Origin of the sequence: Pectobacterium aquaticum, assembly GCF_003382565.3 — a bacterium.
GTDB lineage: Bacteria > Pseudomonadota > Gammaproteobacteria > Enterobacterales > Enterobacteriaceae > Pectobacterium > Pectobacterium aquaticum.
Window position 1 is genome coordinate 3,654,076 of record NZ_CP086253.1, and the last position, 19,268, is coordinate 3,673,343.

14 protein-coding genes and 1 pseudogene are annotated in these 19,268 nt (G+C 52.7%); 5 read left to right on the forward strand and 10 right to left on the reverse strand.

Annotated elements, in window-relative coordinates:
* Positions 1 to 54: 54 nt before the first annotated feature.
* On the reverse strand, positions 55 to 2,364 hold the full coding sequence (locus DMB82_RS16950) for a TonB-dependent siderophore receptor (protein WP_116163715.1): 2,310 nt from the start codon (positions 2,362 to 2,364) through the stop codon (positions 55 to 57).
* A 208-nt stretch (positions 2,365 to 2,572) separates the two neighbouring features.
* Here DMB82_RS16950 and DMB82_RS16955 point away from each other — a divergent pair, with 208 nt between their 5' ends.
* Positions 2,573 to 3,556 carry a helix-turn-helix transcriptional regulator gene (locus tag DMB82_RS16955; protein WP_116155419.1) on the forward strand — a complete coding sequence of 328 codons (984 nt, stop codon included), beginning with the start codon at positions 2,573 to 2,575 and terminating at the stop codon, positions 3,554 to 3,556.
* Between the two features lie 110 nt (positions 3,557 to 3,666).
* Positions 3,667 to 4,995 carry an MmgE/PrpD family protein gene (locus DMB82_RS16960; RefSeq protein WP_116163717.1) on the forward strand — a complete coding sequence of 443 codons (1,329 nt, stop codon included), beginning with the start codon at positions 3,667 to 3,669 and terminating at the stop codon, positions 4,993 to 4,995.
* Positions 4,996 to 5,042: 47 nt separating this feature from the next.
* Here DMB82_RS16960 and DMB82_RS16965 read toward each other — a convergent pair whose 3' ends face one another.
* The 7 genes from DMB82_RS16965 to pdhR form a co-directional block, all read right to left on the reverse strand.
* Complete coding sequence (locus tag DMB82_RS16965; RefSeq protein ID WP_116163777.1) at positions 5,043 to 6,230, reverse strand: dienelactone hydrolase family protein; 1,188 nt, start codon at positions 6,228 to 6,230, stop codon at positions 5,043 to 5,045.
* A 168-nt stretch (positions 6,231 to 6,398) separates the two neighbouring features.
* Positions 6,399 to 6,596, reverse strand: coding sequence for a hypothetical protein (locus DMB82_RS16970; protein ID WP_228400012.1), 198 nt, complete (start codon positions 6,594 to 6,596; stop codon positions 6,399 to 6,401).
* Positions 6,586 to 7,020, reverse strand: coding sequence for a hypothetical protein (locus DMB82_RS16975; RefSeq protein WP_228400013.1), 435 nt, complete (start codon positions 7,018 to 7,020; stop codon positions 6,586 to 6,588). The genes DMB82_RS16970 and DMB82_RS16975 overlap by 11 nt, the downstream gene beginning before the upstream one ends.
* 252 nt (positions 7,021 to 7,272) lie before the next feature.
* Entirely contained in the window at positions 7,273 to 8,697 is a 1,425-nt protein-coding gene (gene lpdA / locus DMB82_RS16980) for a dihydrolipoyl dehydrogenase (protein ID WP_014916629.1), read from the reverse strand.
* Positions 8,698 to 8,911: 214 nt separating this feature from the next.
* On the reverse strand, positions 8,912 to 10,798 hold the full coding sequence (aceF, locus tag DMB82_RS16985; RefSeq protein ID WP_116163719.1) for a pyruvate dehydrogenase complex dihydrolipoyllysine-residue acetyltransferase: 1,887 nt from the start codon (positions 10,796 to 10,798) through the stop codon (positions 8,912 to 8,914).
* 14 nt (positions 10,799 to 10,812) lie between these two features.
* Positions 10,813 to 13,476, reverse strand: coding sequence for a pyruvate dehydrogenase (acetyl-transferring), homodimeric type (aceE, locus tag DMB82_RS16990; protein WP_102117344.1), 2,664 nt, complete (start codon positions 13,474 to 13,476; stop codon positions 10,813 to 10,815).
* 141 nt (positions 13,477 to 13,617) lie between these two features.
* Positions 13,618 to 14,382, reverse strand: a complete 765-nt coding sequence (pdhR, locus tag DMB82_RS16995) for a pyruvate dehydrogenase complex transcriptional repressor PdhR (protein WP_010306328.1) — start codon at positions 14,380 to 14,382, stop codon at positions 13,618 to 13,620.
* A gap of 680 nt (positions 14,383 to 15,062) precedes the next feature.
* Between pdhR and DMB82_RS17000 the strand changes: the two genes are divergently transcribed.
* A complete protein-coding gene (locus DMB82_RS17000) occupies positions 15,063 to 16,421 on the forward strand; it encodes an amino acid permease (protein WP_039530971.1) in 1,359 nt (452 codons plus the stop codon).
* A gap of 76 nt (positions 16,422 to 16,497) precedes the next feature.
* Here the strand turns inward: DMB82_RS17000 and ampE are convergent, their stop codons facing one another.
* Both ampE and ampD read right to left on the reverse strand, forming a co-directional pair.
* Positions 16,498 to 17,352 (reverse strand): beta-lactamase regulator AmpE, encoded by an 855-nt coding sequence (gene ampE / locus DMB82_RS17005; protein WP_116163721.1) that lies wholly within the window; start codon positions 17,350 to 17,352, stop codon positions 16,498 to 16,500.
* Positions 17,352 to 17,924, reverse strand: a complete 573-nt coding sequence (ampD, locus tag DMB82_RS17010) for a 1,6-anhydro-N-acetylmuramyl-L-alanine amidase AmpD (RefSeq protein WP_040033738.1) — start codon at positions 17,922 to 17,924, stop codon at positions 17,352 to 17,354. The genes ampE and ampD overlap by 1 nt, the downstream gene beginning before the upstream one ends.
* 197 nt (positions 17,925 to 18,121) lie before the next feature.
* Between ampD and DMB82_RS17015 the strand changes: the two are divergent.
* Both DMB82_RS17015 and nadC read left to right on the forward strand, forming a co-directional pair.
* Positions 18,122 to 18,226: pseudogene (locus DMB82_RS17015) on the forward strand (nucleoside-specific channel-forming protein Tsx); the annotation flags it as partial.
* Positions 18,227 to 18,370: 144 nt separating this feature from the next.
* A complete protein-coding gene (gene nadC, locus DMB82_RS17020) occupies positions 18,371 to 19,261 on the forward strand; it encodes a carboxylating nicotinate-nucleotide diphosphorylase (protein ID WP_102117347.1) in 891 nt (296 codons plus the stop codon).
* Positions 19,262 to 19,268 lie beyond the last annotated feature (7 nt).

Consider the following 19,268-nt stretch of genomic DNA (forward strand, 5'->3'; position numbering starts at 1 on the left):
AAACGCCACAGGATTTCCCGTGGCGTTCGCGATTAAGTATGACGGGTAGAGAATTTAGAACGACGTATTCACGCTAACAAAGAAAGTCCGTCCCGGTTCGTTATAGGTTGCCGCACCGGCACCCGCGATGGTGACGGTATTATTGGTCGTGTTCACCACATCCTGCGCATTACCCGCGCGGAACAGGCGTTTATCAAACAGGTTATCGACACCGCCGGTCACGCTCAGGTTCTTGTTAAACTTATAGGTACTGCTTAACCCGAACAGCGCATAAGGGCTTAACTCATTGGTTGCGCTACCCGTTACGCGCTCACCTTTGTAGTTATATTTCTTCGGCTTCTGGCGACCATACCAGGTCACATCGGCCAGGAAGGAAAGGTTCTCCGTTGCCTGCCAGTCCACTGATGAATTCAGGGTAAACTCCGGCGTAATCGACAGATAATCACCCGTGGTTTTATTTTTCGATTCCAGCATCCAAGTCAGGTTGTTACGCCAGTTGATGCTTTCCGTAACAGGAACGGTCAGGTTACCTTCCAGCCCCTGAATAACGGCTTTCGGTACATTGCCCCACTGGAAGATATTGGCGTTGGCATATCTTAAATCACTCCCGCCCACCGCTTTACCGATAACATTGTTGCCTGCTTCAATCTTGTTACGGTAATCGTTATGGAAGTAGGTAATACCCGCGATCAACCCATCGCGATGAAACTCCAAACCAATCTCTTTATTCAGGCTGGTTTCCGCCTTCAGGTCTTCATTGCCGATCAGGTAGCAAGACGTGCCGCCAGCACAGCCCTGTCCACGGCTATAGAGGAGATAATTCTCGTTGGTCTGGTACAGGTTCGGCGCTTTGTAAGCACGAGCGATACCTAACTTCAGCGTATAGTCGTCACCCAGCTCCTGCGACAGGTTGAGCGACGGGCTCCAGTTGGTGCCTGCCGTGCTGTGATGATCGACACGTAACGCCGGCGTCAGCATGGTGCTGTCCGTCAATTGGACGTTATCTTCCACAAAGGCGGAAGCCAGACGAGCTGCAGATTTTTCACTGCGCCCATTGCTGCTCAGCGAACCCACGCTGCCCGCTTCGGTTGTCGTCTGCGTGTTCGACACCGGATCCGTCATCTTCTGCTCGTTCCACTCAACCCCGAACGTGAGTACCTGATCGACCCAGAGATTCAGCGGAAGATTCACTTCGTTGTGCGCGGTGAAATTATCCAGTTTTATAGTTCCGAAGGTATCCGCTGCAGAAAACAGTCCTTCGGTTCCGCCTGCCAATCCTTCCAGAATACGAGTATTGTGCGTGCGTTCGTATTGCAGATACGACGTAGAGCTGACGCCGCTGTCCCAGTAGCCGCGATGCGTTACTGCGAAGTTTTGGCGGTACATGCGGTTGGTTTCTTTACCATAATTACCGCGAACATAACCTGTATTGACATCGGTATTTGTATTTTGTGTATCGCCCGCATAGATATTGCCCTGACGGCTGGAACCCGCTTCGAATTCCAGCGACTGCTGCTTGGTCATATCCCAACGTAACAGGCCATTGATATCTTTATTACGCACCCCTTCGCGTCCGGAAGGCAGTGAAGCGGATTGATTGCCCGCGCGCGCGGACTGATGCCCTTGGTTAATATCGCGTGCATCAGCCTCGGTTTTATTCAGGTTACCGTACAGACGGAAGCTCAAGCTGTCGGTCAGGCCACCCATCAGGCTAAAATCGGTACGCTTGGTTGCGCCTTCCGAACTATGCTCCGGCGCGTTCAGGAAGGTGTTCCAGGTGCCGTGCCATTCTTGCGTCGGCTGTTTGGTGATGATGTTGACCACACCGCCCGCTGCGCCGTTACCATAGCGCGCCGCCGCTGGGCCGCGCAGCACTTCAATACGCTCGACCATATCGGCAGGCACCCAGTTGGTGTCACCACGGGTATCGCGCTCACCGCGCCAGCCGTAACGCACCGCCGTACGGCTCGACACGGGCTTGCCATCCACCAGAATCAGCGTGTTTTCCGGTCCCATGCCGCGGATATCGATCTGGCGATTGTTACCGCGCTGGCCGCTGGTTGAGTTACCGGACAGATTGACGCCCGGCATGGTTCGAATCAGATCGGACAGATCGTTAGCAGGCGGACGTTTGCTGATATCTTCAGCCGTAATCACCGACACGCCCGGAGCCTGACGGGTTTGCTCGGCGGCCGTCACCACCATCGTATCGCCCGACGCTTTACTTTCGGCCTGATTCTGCACCTGAGGGGCAGGTTCTGTTGAAGGCGCGGTCGAAGTCTGCGCAGCGCTCAGAAACGACGTCATCCCGCAGCTAACGCCAATGAGCGTCGCCAGATAACGACGCGATTGTGGTAGTTTCATCAAAATTATCCTGCCCTGTAAGAAATGAGGCCTCGCACTGTGACGTCCTCAACGAAAAATGCTATTGAGAAGTATTTGCATTACCATTTTGGCGCGGTCATTGTTACATTTGTCATTCAGGACGGGGTTTGCTCTAGCAGCAAAATGTTTTGCCAAAGCATCAAAATGGAAGGCGCAGGTCGAAGGGTTCAATCAGGTAGGTAATCACGTGCGCAGCTTCACTCAGTCATCAAAGCCGATCTATAAAGATCACATCGTTCAGCAATCGAGTCTGGTCGCGAACAATTACCGTTTTATCGGCCCTCGGCTGATCGATAACACGCCAGTGCTGTTTGGCTCGTTCACTGTCGTACAGCTCAATCCGCATCTGATCCTGCACACCGCGGATGTGATTAATCGCCACAATATGAAAACCCAAAACCTGCTGGATGGCGCAATCAAGCTGGCCATCGTGGTAAGTGGCAATGCGCACATCTCCTTTGGTCATCAGGAACTGCATCTGGGAGAGAAGCAGCCCGCCTCACTGATTGCGCTGACGGAGCCGACGATGTTTACCCGCATCGGCAAGCGTGATGAATATGAGCGAACGATTACGCTGACGTTCGACAGGGAATGGCTGTACGGCAATATGCTGGATACCGTTGGCGACTGGCAGGCCATCCACGATTTCACGCAGACCCATCTGGCGACACACCTGTGGACACCGTCCCGACAGGCATTGGCGATTGCCTTACAAACGCTGGACGCTGAACCTTGTCAAACGCCGCTCCAGCGCCTTTATCTGGAAATGCAGTGTATGAGCCTGATTATCGAGGCGTTTACTTCATTGACCGCCAGCGTCGCGCAGGAAAAAAGCAGCGGTGTTACCCTGCGCAGCTACCATCGCATTCAACAGGTCAGAGATATGCTGGAAAGCGGCAGCGCCGACCATCTGTCGATGAGTGAGATCGCTAAAAGCGTCAACATGAGCGAAAGTACATTGCAACGTCATTTCCGACAGACGTTTAATATGAGCGTGTTTGAATACCTGCGTAACTGCCGTTTGCAGCGCGCTATGCTAGCCTTGCAGAAAGACGGCATCGGTATTGCGCAAGCCGCCAGCATCGCCGGTTACAACAGCCCTGCCAACTTTGCCACCGCTCTGCGTCGTGCATTCGGTATTACGCCGGGGCAGTTAAAAGACCGCTTCTGATTCTGAACCACTAATAACCAAATGGAATTTATTATTCCGTTTGGTTATTAATCGCTATTCAGCGATGCACAGTAAATTAGTGCTTTTCTGCCAGCGATACATGACGACTCATGACCAATCAGACTGATATCACCGCAACGCTTGCCCACCACATCATCCATAGCGAACCCAATCGAGAAGCGATTGATGCTGCCCGTGACGGGGTGACTGACTTCGTTTCCACCGCACTTCCCATCGTACAGGGTGCGATTGCCGATAGCGGGCTCGCGCCGTTAAAGCAGGTATTCAGCGGCACGGACAGCCTGACACGTAGTCTGATCCTGGGTTATGCCGGTCACGTACTGGACTTTGACGATTATCATCCGGCGTTTCGCGGCCACCCCAGCACCGTCATTCTGCCCGCCCTGTTTGCTCTGGCCGCAGAAGATCCTGCCGTGACGGAAGAAGCGTTTTTGACGGCCTATGTGATCGGCGTGGAAGCCGCAGGCAGAATCGGGCTGGCATGTGGCCCGCGTCATTACAGCCTCGGTTACCACAACACGGCTACGCTCGGCGCTATCGCCGCCGCTGCCGCTGCCGCACGTCTGGCTGGTGCTTCGGTAGAGCAGACGCAAACCATTCTTGGTCTGGCCGCCACGCAGGCCGCCGGGCTGCGGGCGCAGTTTGGTTCAGCGGTCAAACCACTACACGCCGGGCTTTCCGCCAGAGCGGGGCTAACCGCCGTCAAGCTGGGCTTGGCGGGTTTCGAGGGCAACACACAGCAGGTGATTGACGCCTTTCTTGCGGCGCATGGCGATCAAAAACAGCAGCCGGAGCTGCTGGTTGAAAACTGGGGCGCGCCGTGGCGCATGCTGTCTCCCGGTCTGGAATTCAAACGCTACCCGACCTGTGGCGGCACCCACAGCGCCGCAGAAGCCGCGTTTGCGCTGCGGGAACAGTGGTATAAGCAGAAGGGTGCGGATGCCGATCTGGCCGACGCTATCGAACAGATCACGGTGACCTTCCCGCCGGGCGGCGATGTCGCCCCCTTTATCCGCAATGCCACAAACGGCGTAGAAGCGCGTTTCAGTCTGGAATATGTGATTGCAGCGGCGCTGATTGAAGGGGAACTGAAGCTGGCACATTTTTCGGAAGCACCAGTTGAAACCACAATCTCCGCACTGGCGAATCGCGTCATACGCCGTGCCGATGAAACCGCACCACCCGACGAGCTTGACCCGGAAGCGCGTTTTCATGAGGTTACGCTGCACTTGCGTAACGGCAGCACGCTAATCCAGCGCACCACACGTCAGGAAACCTCGGCGCGCCCTACCGATCTCCGTGCCAAGCTGCGGCAAACGATCGGTTCGCTGGCGCATCTCAACAGCAGCCAGATCGCCGACCGCTGCGCATTACGGCAGGAAGGCGATCTACGCTATTTGCTTGGGCTGTTGTTTTAACAAGATGCCAGTTTTAACAAGATGCCAGTTTTAACAAGATGCCGGTTTTAGCGGGATGCCGGCTTTAGCCACTGGTCCAAAAAGCTAAAGACTTCTTCCTGCTGCTCTTGATAGAAAACGTGTCCCAGCTCAGGCCAGATCTTGGTTTGCAGCTTGCTGTCCGCCCGCTGGGATTGCCACACCTTGTGCATTTTGGCGTAGGCGTCTTCAACGGATTGCGTCGGGAACAGTTTGTCTTTGCCGCCGTTAAATAACAGCATCGGTTTTGGCGCGGCGACGCTCGCCACATCCGGGAAATCAAAGCGTGTCGGTAACCCCGGATGCAGCATATAGAATGCCGACTGCCCTCTCAGCACATTGTTGCCTGGCGTCATCAGGCCATCGTACGTGCCAATCCAGGACACCGCTGCCGTTGCCGCCACCTTATCGGACAGCGCGGCGAGCTGCCAGGCACGGTAGGCACCCATCGAGAAACCGACGACGCCAATACGTTGCTTATCAACCTGTTCAAGCGATGCCAGAAAATCCGTTGCCCGCATGTCTTCGTAGGCCATCAGCCCCGCGAGCGAGCGCCCCAGATTAAAGAAATTGCTCGCCAGCGCCTGCTGCTGCTCATATTTGATCGGCCCACGCGATCCCCAACCGAGTGCATCCACCGCCAGCACCACATAGCCCCGCTTCGCCAGTTCATCCCCGACAAAGCGCCCAGTGAAAAACTTATCGGCCCACGCCTGTGCGGAATCAAGCTGCTCGTTATTCCCCCACGGCTTGATCATCTTCTCTTTGCCGATATCAAACTTCGCGCCATGATCGTGTAGCAGGATGACCGCAGGATGCGGCCCCGCGCTTTTTGGGGTCAGGAGCAGCGCGTCTACGCGGCTTTCATCGGTCAGATTAAAGGCAATTTTCTCTGCCGTGTAGCTGCCGCGATCCTGTTTTTCAATCGCCTGCGGGGCAAAGTCTTTGGTGGAATCAGGCGTCAGGAGCAGCGAACGCAGCGTTTTTCTCGACTGGGCTTGCCACTGGCTAAAATCCGTAAAATTCCCAGATAGCCAAGAATCCGAGTAGGTCATCTGCTGCTTAAGCTGCGGATAGAATGAAGGAAGCCCTTCGTCTGTCACCGCCTGATCCGTCGCGGGTTGAATCGTAGGGTTCATATCGTTCGCCATCAGTGAAGGGCTAGCCAGCAAAGCCGTCAACAGCCAGACAGAGGTGCGTAAGGTATTAAGATTCATCATAACCTCAAAAACAAAACGTCGTTTCTTTTTTGAGGTTTGATTGTAATTGACGCGGCTAAAAATAAACGGACGGAAGACGCATTCTGCGAAGCCGCAGGCAAAAAAATCCGGCACCTATAAAGGTGCCGGATTATGATTCATCGTAACAGTAGACACAAAATGACATCAGGCGGCTGATCCGTCTCGTTTGCGTTCAGCCACCAGCACAACTCCTTTTCGCGATTCATTCGGCGCAAGGCTCCAGATATCGCTTTCGGGAATGCTGCGACCATCGTATCGAATCCGTTCTCCGTCATACGGCCAGAAAGTACGTTGTTCTGAGTCGAACACAAATATCTCAATGCCAACCTCTTTACGTGCCATACGTGCCCACAAGGTTTTCCCACCTGGGAATTGAGTTATCACTCACCAGCACAATGCCGTCATTAATGAGCGCCTTATACATGGCGCTCGCGACATTGGCGTTTCGTTCACGTTTAGTGACAATCACACCTTCAACCTGAGCAAGAGTGTCATCTACCAGTTGCTGATTTTCGTAATAACCGATGACCGCCAAAATAGTCTCGGTTTCATCATTGCTGTGACGAGACTTTAGGTCAATCTTTGCAACAACAACATGCCGTAAATCACCGTTAACGTCATCAGGCTCTCCATATATGGCAACGGCGTGATGCCGCTCATTATGGATATAAATATCCACGGCGCGACCATTCACACTCGTTTCGCCAATTTTCCGATATTCCCGCGCCATAGTGGCGGGGCTATATGACATTGGAAGAATCGCCATATCAAAACTCCCGCTATCGTTGAGGACTGGTGACATTATAAGCATAGCCTGTTGCACGTCGTTGGGGTCTATAATACCAAACATCATGCGCATTTATTAGCCAATTTACGCAATAGTACTCCACCTCCCTAATAGTAGAGCAGGAACAACAGAGAAATAGTTCACTCAATTATTCAGCACCGATGCGTAAAAAAAATCCGGCACCTATAAAAGGTGCCGGATTGAATTCACGCTATTCGAACCTGAGCGAACTTACTTCTTCTTCGCTTTCGGGTTTGGCAAGTCAGTGATGCTGCCTTCAAAGATTTCAGCGGCCAGACCAACAGACTCATGCAGCGTTGGGTGCGCATGGATGGTCAGTGCGATATCTTCTGCATCACAGCCCATCTCGATCGCCAGACCGATTTCACCTAACAGTTCACCACCGTTAGTCCCGACAATCGCACCACCGATAACACGGTGAGTTTCTTTGTCGAAAATCAGTTTAGTCATACCGTCAGCGCAGTCAGATGCAATAGCACGGCCAGACGCCGCCCATGGGAAGGTCGCGGTTTCGTAGCTGATGCCTTTCTCTTTCGCTTCTTTCTCGGTCAGACCCACCCACGCCACTTCCGGTTCGGTATAGGCGATAGAAGGAATCACTTTCGGATCGAAGTAGTGTTTCTTGCCGGAGATCACTTCAGCAGCAACGTGGCCTTCATGCACGCCTTTGTGCGCCAGCATCGGCTGACCGACGATGTCGCCGATCGCATAGATGTGTGGCACGTTGGTGCGCATTTGCTTATCAACGTGGATGAAGCCGCGATCGTCAACTTCCACGCCCGCTTTGCCAGCATCCAGGTTTTTGCCGTTCGGTACACGACCGATAGCAACCAGAACCGCATCGTAACGCTGTGGCTCGGCTGGCGCTTTTTTGCCTTCCATCGTCACATAGATGCCGTCTTCTTTGGCCTCTACTGCCGTCACTTTGGTTTCCAGCATCAGGTTGAACTGCTTGCTGATACGCTTGGTGAAGACCTTAACGACATCTTTGTCAGCAGCCGGGATAACCTGATCGAACATTTCAACGACGTCGATCTGTGAACCCAGAGCATGGTAAACGGTACCCATTTCCAGACCGATGATACCGCCGCCCATAACCAACAGACGTCCTGGGACGCTTTTCAGCTCCAGCGCATCGGTAGAATCCCATACGCGTGGGTCATCATGAGGAATGAAAGGCAGTTGGATTGGACGTGAACCCGCCGCGATAATCGCGTTATCGAAGTTGATCGTCGTTTTGCCGTTTTCGCCGTCAACTTCCAGCGTATTAGCCCCCGTGAATTTGCCCAGACCGTTAACCACTTTAACTTTACGGCCTTTCGCCATGCCAGCCAGACCACCGGTCAGTTGGGTAATGACTTTTTCTTTCCACAGACGGATTTTATCAATGTCGGTTTTAGGTTCACCGAACACGATACCGTGTTCTGCCAGTGCTTTGGCTTCTTCAATGACTTTAGCAACGTGCAGCAGGGCTTTGGAAGGGATACAACCCACATTCAGACACACCCCACCCAGCGTGGAGTAGCGCTCTACCAGTACAGTTTCCAGACCCAAATCCGCCGCGCGGAATGCAGCAGAGTAACCCGCGGGGCCGGCACCAAGTACCACTACCTGAGCTTTAATTTCAGTACTCATCATGACCTCTTAATTGATTTCCGGCGGGTCTGTGACGTCATTGTTATTGAGTCTTAACGCCCTCTTCCACCGGGACGTGTCTTTGCCGCTGTAGTTTACAAAATCGTTAACAATTTTGAAACAACAAGCGACTAACGATTTGTCCTTGATCACTGACAGCTGTAACAAATAACAGCTTATCAGAAAAAAGCCGGCCGTCAGGCCGGCTTTTCGATTACATCACCAGACGGCGGATGTCAGACAACGTGTTGTTAATGATGGTAATGAAGCGAGCACCATCAGCACCGTCAATGACCCGGTGGTCGAAGGACAGAGACATCGGCATCATCAGACGCGGAGTGAACTCTTTACCATTCCAGACCGGTTCCATCGCGGACTTAGACACACCAAGAATAGCCACTTCCGGCGCGTTGACGATCGGCGCAAAGTGCGTAGTCCCGATGCCGCCCAGGCTGGAGATCGTGAAGCATCCGCCCTGCATTTCGCCAGCGGTCAGCTTACCGTCACGGGCTTTCTTGGAGATCGCCATCAGTTCGCGAGACAGCTCAGTGATGCTCTTCTTGTTCACGTCTTTGAACACTGGAACCACCAGACCATTCGGGGTATCAACCGCTACACCGATGTTGATGTATTTCTTCAGTGTCAGACGTTGAGCGTCTTCAGACAGTGAACTGTTGAAGCGTGGCATCTGCTCAAGCGCAGCGGCAACGGCTTTCATGATGAAGACAACTGGGGTGAATTTCACATCCAGTCTGCGCTTCTCAGCTTCGGCGTTCTGCTGTTTACGGAACGCTTCCAGATCGGTGATATCCGTTTTATCAAAGTGAGTAACGTGCGGGATCACCACCCAGTTACGGCTCAGGTTGGCACCAGAAATTTTCTGGATGCGGCCCAGTTCCACTTCTTCCACTTCACCAAACTTGCTGAAATCAACTTTCGGCCATGGCAGCATGCCCGGCAGACCGCCGCCAGCGGCAGCCGCTGGTGCAGACTCAGCGCGTTTCACGGCATCTTTCACGTAAGTCTGAACGTCTTCGCGCAGGATACGGCCTTTACGACCAGAACCCTTCACTTTTGCCAGATTCACGCCGAATTCACGAGCCAGACGACGGATAACCGGCGTGGCGTGAATGTAAGCATCATTCTCAGCGAACTCGCTCTTGCCTTCTGCTTTCGCAACTGGCGCAGCAGCAGGTTTTGCCGCTGGAGCAGGTGCAGCAGCCGCTTCTTGCTTGGCCGCTGGAGCCGCCGCAGGTGCAGCGCCTTCCACTTCGAAGACCATGATCAGTGAACCGGTTTTCACTTTATCGCCAGTGCTGATTTTGATTTCTTTAACCGTACCCGCGAACGGCGCAGGGACTTCCATTGAAGCCTTGTCGCCTTCAACGGTGATCAGTGATTGCTCAGCCGCGATTTTATCGCCAACTTTAACCATCACTTCAGTCACTTCAACTTCGTCGCCGCCGATATCAGGTACGTTGACTTCTTTCGCCGCAGAGGCCGCTAGCGCAGTTGCTGCTGGAGCAGCGGCTTGTGCCGGAGCGGCAGCAGGTGCAGCACCCGCCACTTCGAACACCATGATAAGCGTTCCGGTAGAAACTTTATCGCCAGTGCTGATTTTGATCTCTTTAACCGTACCTGCGAAAGGTGCCGGGACTTCCATAGACGCTTTGTCGCCTTCTACAGTGATCAGAGATTGTTCAGCCGCAACGGTGTCGCCCACTTTAACCAGCACTTCAGTCACTTCGACTTCATCACCGCCGATATCCGGTACGTTGACGTCTTTCGCTGCCGATGCCGCTGGGGCAGCAGCCGGAGCCGCTTCTTTCTTCTCTTCTGCCTTGGCAGGTGCAGCGTCAACTGCACCGTCGGCGGAATCGAAAATCATGATCAGTTTGCCAGTTTCAACTTTGTCACCGACAGAGACGTTAATCTCTTTCACGACACCCGCCTGCGGAGAAGGGACTTCCATAGAAGCCTTATCACCTTCAACCGTGATCAGCGACTGTTCAGCTTCAACTTTGTCGCCAACCTTCACCAGCACTTCGGTGACTTCAACTTCATCTGCACCGATGTCCGGTACGTTGATTTCGATAGCCATGTAATCTTTACCTCTTATGCCAGACGCGGGTTAACTTTATCTGCATCGATGTTGAATTTAGTGATGGCATCTGCAACCACTTTCTTATCGATTTCACCGCGTTTAGCCAGTTCACCCAGAGCCGCAACCACGACGTAAGACGCATCCACTTCGAAGTGGTGACGCAGGTTCTCACGGCTGTCAGAACGACCGAAACCGTCAGTACCCAGTACGCGATAATCGCTAGCAGGGACGAAGCTACGGATTTGCTCAGCAAACAGCTTCATGTAGTCAGTAGATGCCACCGCTGGCGCATCGCTCAGTACCTGAGCCACGTAAGGTACGCGTGGCGTTTCGGTTGGATGCAGCATGTTCCAACGCTCACAATCCTGGCCTTCACGTGCCAGTTCAGTGAAGGACGTTACGCTGAATACGTCAGAACCGATGCCGTAGTCTGTCGCCAGAATCTGAGCTGCTTCACGTACGTGACGCAGGATAGAGCCAGAACCCAGCAGTTGCACTTTACCTTTGCTACCTTCAACCGTTTCCAGCTTGTAGATACCCTTACGGATACCTTCTTCCGCACCCTGCGGCATCGCAGGCATGTGGTAGTTTTCGTTCAGCGTGGTGATGTAGTAGTAAATGTTTTCCTGCGCTTCACCGTACATGCGATGCAGACCGTCATGCATGATGACCGCAACTTCGTAGGCAAATGCCGGATCGTAGGAAATACAGTTCGGGATAGTCAGAGACTGAATGTGGCTGTGACCATCTTCGTGCTGCAGACCTTCGCCGTTCAGCGTCGTACGACCTGAAGTACCACCGATCAGGAAGCCACGAGCCTGTTGGTCACCCGCTGCCCAGCACAGGTCGCCGATACGTTGGAAACCGAACATGGAATAGTAGATGTAGAACGGGATCATCGGCAGGTTGTTGGTGCTGTAAGACGTTGCCGCCGCCAGCCAAGAAGAACCTGCGCCCAGCTCGTTGATACCTTCCTGCAGAATCTGACCTTTCTGGTCTTCTTTGTAGTAAGCAACCTGCTCACGGTCCTGCGGAGTGTACTGCTGGCCTTTCGGGCTATAGATACCGATCTGACGGAACAGACCTTCCATACCGAAGGTGCGCGCTTCGTCAGCGATGATCGGAACCAAGCGATCTTTGATAGATGGGTTCTTCAGCATCACGTTCAGGGCACGTACAAACGCGATAGTGGTAGAGATTTCTTTGTTCTGCTCTTCCAGCAGAGTGCTGAAATCTTCCAGCGTTGGCAGTTCCAGTTTTTCGCTGAAGTTAGGCTGACGAGACGGCAGGTAGCCACCCAGCGCCTGACGACGCTCGTGCAGATACTTGTACTCTTCAGACTCTTTATCGAAAGTGATGTACGGCAGTTTTTCGATGTCGGCATCAGATACTGGTACGTTGAAGCGATCGCGGAAGTAACGCACGCCATCCATGTTAACTTTCTTAACCTGGTGCGCGATGTTCTTACCTTCAGCCGCGTCGCCCATACCATAACCTTTAATGGTATGCGCCAGAATAACGGTTGGTTTGCCTTTGGTGTCCTGCGCTTTTTTCAGTGCAGCGTAGACTTTCTTCGGATCGTGACCACCACGGTTCAGTGACCAAATTTGATCGTCAGTCCAGTCTTTAACCAGTTCTGCCGTCTCCGGGTATTTACCGAAGAAGTGCTCACGCACATAGGCACCGTTTTTGGATTTGAAGGTCTGGTAGTCACCGTCGACGGTTTCTTCCATCAGTTGGATCAGTTTACCGCTGGTGTCTTTACGCAGCAGTTCGTCCCAACGGTCGCCCCACATGACTTTGATCACGTCCCAGCCAGCGCCGCTGAAGATACCTTCCAGCTCGTTGATGATCTTGCCGTTACCGGTAACCGGACCATCCAGACGCTGCAGGTTACAGTTGATGACGAACACCAGGTTGTCCAGTTTTTCACGGGTCGCGATAGTGATCGCACCTTTGGATTCTGGTTCGTCCATTTCACCGTCGCCTAGGAAGGCATAAACGGTTTGTTTAGAGGTATCTTTCAGACCACGGTTTTCAAGATACTTCAGGAATTTAGCCTGGTAGATAGCACCGATCGGGCCCAGACCCATAGAGACGGTCGGGAACTGCCAGAAGTCCGGCATCAGTTTCGGGTGCGGATAAGAAGACAGACCGTTACCGTGAACTTCCTGACGGAAGTTGTTCATCTGATCTTCAGTCAGACGGCCTTCAAGGAAGGCACGAGCGTAAACGCCCGGAGAAATGTGGCCCTGGAAGTAGACCAGGTCGCCGCCGTCCTGCGCAGTGCGAGCACGGAAGAAGTGGTTAAAGCACACTTCATAGAAAGTGGCGGAAGACTGGAAAGAAGCCATGTGGCCGCCCAGATCCAGATCCTTTTTAGAAGCACGCAGCACTGTCATGATCGCGTTCCAGCGGATTGCTGAGCGAATACGACGTTCCAGATCCAGATTACCAGGGTATTCCGGCTCGTCTTCCACTGCGATGGTGTTGATGTATTGACGTGCAGCTGTACCAGCAGCAACGCTGACACCGCCTTTACGTGCTTCACTCAGAACCTGATCAATCAGGAACTGGGCGCGCTCAACACCCTCTTCACGGATGACCGATTCGATCGCCTGCAGCCAGTCGCGGGTTTCGATCGGATCCACGTCATTATTTAAACGATCTGACATGGTTATTCCTTATCTTCTCTAATCAGTTAGTTTATGGAGCCTGTCTTCCTGCATTCTGACTTAGGTTTCGTCCTAAGCAAAACGCATGAAGACAGGCTCATCGTCGTCATTACCGCATTCAGAGCCCCAAAGTACGGGTGCTCAATCCCTGCGTTGCTGGAGCCGACGCAGCGATCTCTCGCGCCGACTATGTTCCCGGTTAAGATCCAGCAATACTTCCTCAATAAACGCCAGATGACGGTGTGATGCTTCGCGCGCCTTCTCTGGCTCACGGGCAACAATCGCCTCAAAAATGCTGGCGCGATGAATGCTAACCTGAGCCAGCACTTCACGGCTCAAATAAAGCAATTCAAAATTCTGCCTCACATTCTGTTCGAGCATCGGCCCCATACAGCGCACCAAATGCAGCAACACCACATTATGCGTCGCTTCTGTTACAGCAACCTGATACTGCATAACGGCTTCTGATTCGGCGTCCAGATCGCCCGCTTCCCTCGCCTTCTCAATCACGGCATGACAATCCCGGATACGCTGCAGATCCGACTCTGTGCCACGCAACGCAGCATAGTAGGCAGCAATGCCTTCCAGCGCATGACGCGTTTCCAGAAGATCGAACTGTGATTCGGGATGTGTGCTCAATAATTCTGCCAGCGGATCGCTGACGCTTTGCCATAGATTGGCTTGAACGAAGGTACCACCACCCTGACGGCGCAAAAGGAGACCTTTGGCTTCCAGGCGTTGAATGGCTTCTCTCAGAGAAGGGCGGGAAACATCGAACTGTTTTGCTAGTTCGCGCTCCGGTGGGAGCTTCTCGCCGGGGCGCAAGGTTCCCTCAAGAATCAGAAACTCCAACTGCTGTTCAATCACATCTGACAGTTTGGGCTGACGGATCTTGCTGTATGCCATAGTGAATTCTTCTCTGCGAATGGCGCGGAGTCAATTGGTAATACCAATTTCAAAAACGTGACGCTAAAGTAACAAAGTATTCACCTTCTGTCCATAAGGACCTTGAGCTAAATCACCAATCCCACCAGATTTTAACAAATGCACGAGAAACATGCGGCAAAGTGATAGCCCGCCTGTGGTATTACCATTAATCCCCTCTGTCTATATTTTAACTTTTTTGAAACGTAAAGCAGGCATTGCTGAACCGTTTAAATACGAAAATAGTGAATTTTAATTCAAAAAATAAGAATTTTTATTCTAAAAAGAAAAGCATCACCCCGACAAATCCACATTGTGGTGAGCACTCTTTTTACAGCGGGGATAAAGAGATAATAAAAGGGAGTAAACCTAAAGAGGTAACAACCCCCTCCCATCCTAAAAAACCTCTCTCGATTTTCTTGTCATCAGGCTCTTAATTAAAGAAGGATGAAAATTTTGATGTAGCGATAGTTTTTAATTATCAGACTATAAGAAATCAGTGCAATCTTGCGCACTTACCACTATTCTCTGGCAAACGGTAGCGGTTTCATTATTTAAAGAAACACCACCCGTAAAAATAAAATTACACAAACGTACAGTCACTAATACGCGTGTTCGTTCACACCGTGTTTTTTACTTGCACTGGCAGAGGGTTAAATTTGATGGATAATCAACAAACGGACGGCACGTTAAAGCGTGGTTTGAAAAACCGTCATATTCAGTTGATTGCCTTGGGTGGCGCAGTAGGTACTGGCCTCTTTCTTGGTATTGCGCAGACAATCAAAATGGCCGGGCCATCGGTCCTATTAGGCTATGCAATTGGCGGCCTGATCGCATTTCTCATTATGCGCCAACTGGGCGAAATGGTGGTTGAAGAGCCGGTAGCCGGATCGTTCAGCCACTTTGCTTATAAATACTGGGGCGATTTCGCTGGCTTTGCATCGGGATGGAACTACTGGGTGCTGTATGTGCTGGTCGCCATGGCCGAGCTCAGCGCCGTGGGGATTTACGTCCAGTACTGGTGGCCAGACATTCCGACCTGGGTGTCCGCCGCCGTCTTCTTCCTGCTGATTAACGCCATCAATCTGGCGAACGTCAAAGTCTACGGTGAGATGGAATTCTGGTTTGCCATCATCAAAGTCGTCGCTATTATTGGCATGATTGTCTTCGGTGGCTGGCTGCTGCTCAGCGGTACGGGCGGGCCGGAAGCAACCGTAACCAACCTGTGGGCGCAGGGCGGCTTCTTCCCGAACGGCGTGCTCGGTCTGGTGATGGCGATGGCCGTGATCATGTTCTCATTTGGCGGGCTGGAGCTGGTGGGGATTACCGCAGCAGAAGCAGATGACCCAGAGAAAAGCATTCCACGCGCGACCAATCAGGTTATCTACCGCATCCTGATTTTCTACATCGGTTCACTCGCGATCCTGCTGTCACTGTACCCGTGGGGCAAGGTTGTGGAAGGCGGTAGCCCATTCGTCATGATCTTCCATGAACTGAACAGTAACGTTGTGGCAACGGTGCTGAACATCGTGGTACTGACCGCGGCGCTGTCCGTTTACAACAGCTGCGTGTATTGCAACAGCCGCATGCTGTTCGGTCTGGCGAAACAGGGTAACGGACCGAAAGTACTGAAAACTGTCGATGCTCGTGGCGTTCCGGTTGTTGCTATCGGTATCTCCGCGCTGGCGACGGCGCTGTGCGTCCTGATAAACTACCTCATTCCGGGTAAAGCCTTCGAGTTGCTGATGGCGCTGGTTGTGTCGGCTCTTGTGATTAACTGGGCGATGATCAGTCTGGCGCACCTAAAGTTCCGTGCGCAAAAGGACAAAGAAGGTACGGTGACCAAGTTTAAAGCGCTGCTTTATCCGCTGGGTAACTACCTCTGTCTGTTGTTCCTGGCCGGTATACTGGTCATCATGTTCCTGACGCCGGGCATTCAGATTTCCGTCATGCTGATTCCGGTCTGGCTGGTTATTCTGGGCGTGGGCTACTTTATCAAAAAGAAAAATCAGGCGAACTAAACAGCTCCAGCGTTCACCACATCCTTTTTCATGGCCGGCGCTGTCGGCCATTTTTAGATCATATCAACGTTTAAAATCAAACCAGCGCGCCGTATATGGTCAGGAGCGCGACGACCACCACCAGTGCTAGCGTCACTTTTTTCGCCAGCGTCACGGCGGCTTTCGGTGTCTCTACAGGCTCAACGTGGGATTCACGCGCCAGAGAAAATTGGGCCAGTTGAGTCAACACCCAATACTGTGAACTGCGAGAATCCCCCAGCGAGGCGAACCAGGCAGGCAACGCTCTCTCGCCGTGCCCCAGCAGTGCGTAAGCAGCACCGACCAAGCGGGCAGGAATCCAGTCAAGCCAATGCAACAAACTATCGACGCCAGACTGCGCACGCTCGAGCGGGGTGTGGTGGCGGGCAAGCCAGGTTTGTCTGGCGCGTAAAAACGCGTACCCCATCAGCGCAATCGGCCCGTAGGGTCCAGCAACGATAAACCAGAACAGCGGCGCTAAATAAAACCGGAAATTTATCCACAGCAGCGCATTTTGCAACTCTTTCAATTGCTCGCTTTCGCCTGTGCCAACGGGCAGACCGTGAATCAGCGCCAGTTCCGCCGCCATTTCCCGGCTGGCATCCGCCTCACCGCGCTGTGCCGCCTGCAAATAACGCCGATAGTGCTGACGGATTTCACCCGCACCAATGCACATCAAGCTGATGACAATCCACAGCAAAAGAGAAATCAGGCCGAACAGAATGCCGCTCGTGAGCCACAACAAGGCCGCCACGATGCCCATGCTGCACAGCGTCAGGAACAGCGTTTGAAATAAAGACGGAGGCGGCACGTGCCGGAACACGACCTCAAGCCGATGATCGATCTGCCAGTGCTCGCCCTGTTTGAACAAGCGTTCCCATGCCAGCGTAAGCAACAGTGTAAACAGCGTCATTAATCCAGACTCCCTTTGTTCTCTGTCCCGTTTTCTTGTAGCAGACGATGATAGCCGTCCCAGTCAAATGCTGGGCCGGGGTCGGTTTTACGGCCCGGCGCGATGTCGCTGTGTCCGGTAATTCGCGATAGCGTAATAGGATAGGCCCGCATTAACAGGCGTGTAATCGCCACCAGCGAATGATACTGCTGCGCGGTAAAAGGCAGCGTATCCGTCCCTTCCAGCTCAATGCCAATAGAGAAATCATTACAACGTTCCCTGCCTTCAAACACCGAAACACCGGCATGCCAGGCACGCTGATCGAAAGGCACATACTGGGTGATTTGCCCATCGCGGCGAATCAGGCAGTGTGCCGCGACGCGTAAATGGGAAATATCGGCGAAATAAGGATGCGCAGTGGGATCCAACGTCGCCGTAAACAGTTGATCAATATACGGACCGCCAAACTCACCGGGCGGCAGGCTGATATTGTGGATCACCAGTAGGGAAGGCACCTCATCATTCGGGCGACCATCATAATGCGGTGAAGGCGTGTGTGTAATGTCGGATAACCAGCCATTTTCCAAAAGCATCGGCGATAACCTCGCATCGTATCGTTTGCCGGCTGAATCAGGCGAAAAATCAATTTCAGGAGTAAAAACAATGTCAGATATAAAAACAATGTCAGATATAAAAATAATGTCAGGTGTAAAAACAATTGTAACCAAAAGTCCTTGTATTCAAGATACCATGTTTCACACCACGCTATCTATTCAACTGGATATCAACAGGCGGCCAATGGGCTGATGGCGCAGAACTCAATTTCGGCAAAGGCCCGTTTGAAGTGAAATCTACCGGCTGGGGCTACTACCTGGTCGTCGGTTACCACTTCTAAAATCGCTTCCTCTTTCCGGCGACCACGGATGTTCGCCGGAAGACTAATAACAGTAACAGATTGAATTATAATAACTATTCATTCTGGATGTCCTGATATAAACAAGGTAGCATAGACCTCCGAATCCCCCTTCGGAGTTTTGTCATGTCAACGCGTCGCTACAGTCAGGAACAACGCCAACAAGCCTTACTTGCTCGTATTACACAAGATATCCCCGCCAGCGTGCAACTGGCCTTGCGTGAAGATTTAGGTGGCATCGTCGATGCTAATCAAGATATTACCGCGCTTCTGCTCCCCGACAACGAGACTGTCAGCGCACGCATTATCACGCGTGAAGCGGGCATATTCTGCGGCACGGGCTGGCTTGAGGAAGTCTTTTCTCAATTAGGCAATACAACAACGATCGTCTGGCACGTTGCCGATGGCGACGCTATCACTCCCAACCAAACGCTGTGTGACATCACAGGGCCAGCCAAACAGCTCCTGACAGGCGAACGCACGGCGCTGAATTTCCTGCAAACGCTGTCCGGCGTCGCCACTGAAGTCAGCCGCTATGTTGCCGTATTACAGGGAACGCGTACTCGACTGCTGGATACGCGCAAGACGCTGCCGGGGCTGAGAACCGCGCTGAAATACGCCGTATCCTGCGGTGGTGGAGACAACCATCGACTTGGCCTATCCGATGCTTTCCTGATCAAGGAAAACCATATCATCGCCGCGGGTTCAATCAAAAATGCGGTAGCAAAAGCACAGTCTCTGCGCAGCGATGTTCCGGTAGAGGTTGAAGTCGAGTCACTGGACGAATTACAGCAAGCGCTGGAAGCGGGTGCCGACATCATCATGCTGGATAATTTCAGTCTGGATAACATCCGGGAAGCCGTTAACACGACACAAGGCCGCGCATTGCTGGAAATATCCGGTAATGTCACCCTCGACACGCTGCGTGGCTACGCGGAAACCGGCGTGGACTATATCTCTGTAGGGGCCTTAACCAAGCACGTACAGGCACTGGATTTATCCATGCGCTTTATCTAATCGCGCC

Excerpts from the sequence above, each read along its gene's own strand:
- DMB82_RS16950 (WP_116163715.1), bottom strand. The coding sequence starts at position 2,364 with ATGAAACTACCACAATCGCGTCGTTATCTGGCGACGCTCATTGGCGTT.
- DMB82_RS16960 (WP_116163717.1), top strand. The coding sequence starts at position 3,667 with ATGACCAATCAGACTGATATCACCGCAACGCTTGCCCACCACATCATC.
- DMB82_RS16965 (WP_116163777.1), bottom strand. The coding sequence starts at position 6,230 with ATGAATCTTAATACCTTACGCACCTCTGTCTGGCTGTTGACGGCTTTG.
- DMB82_RS16970 (WP_228400012.1), bottom strand. The coding sequence starts at position 6,596 with ATGGCACGTAAAGAGGTTGGCATTGAGATATTTGTGTTCGACTCAGAA.
- DMB82_RS16975 (WP_228400013.1), bottom strand. The coding sequence starts at position 7,020 with ATGGCGATTCTTCCAATGTCATATAGCCCCGCCACTATGGCGCGGGAA.
- lpdA (WP_014916629.1), bottom strand. The coding sequence starts at position 8,697 with ATGAGTACTGAAATTAAAGCTCAGGTAGTGGTACTTGGTGCCGGCCCC.
- aceF (WP_116163719.1), bottom strand. The coding sequence starts at position 10,798 with ATGGCTATCGAAATCAACGTACCGGACATCGGTGCAGATGAAGTTGAA.
- aceE (WP_102117344.1), bottom strand. The coding sequence starts at position 13,476 with ATGTCAGATCGTTTAAATAATGACGTGGATCCGATCGAAACCCGCGAC.
- pdhR (WP_010306328.1), bottom strand. The coding sequence starts at position 14,382 with ATGGCATACAGCAAGATCCGTCAGCCCAAACTGTCAGATGTGATTGAA.
- DMB82_RS17000 (WP_039530971.1), top strand. The coding sequence starts at position 15,063 with ATGGATAATCAACAAACGGACGGCACGTTAAAGCGTGGTTTGAAAAAC.
- ampE (WP_116163721.1), bottom strand. The coding sequence starts at position 17,352 with ATGACGCTGTTTACACTGTTGCTTACGCTGGCATGGGAACGCTTGTTC.
- ampD (WP_040033738.1), bottom strand. The coding sequence starts at position 17,924 with ATGCTTTTGGAAAATGGCTGGTTATCCGACATTACACACACGCCTTCA.
- nadC (WP_102117347.1), top strand. The coding sequence starts at position 18,371 with ATGTCAACGCGTCGCTACAGTCAGGAACAACGCCAACAAGCCTTACTT.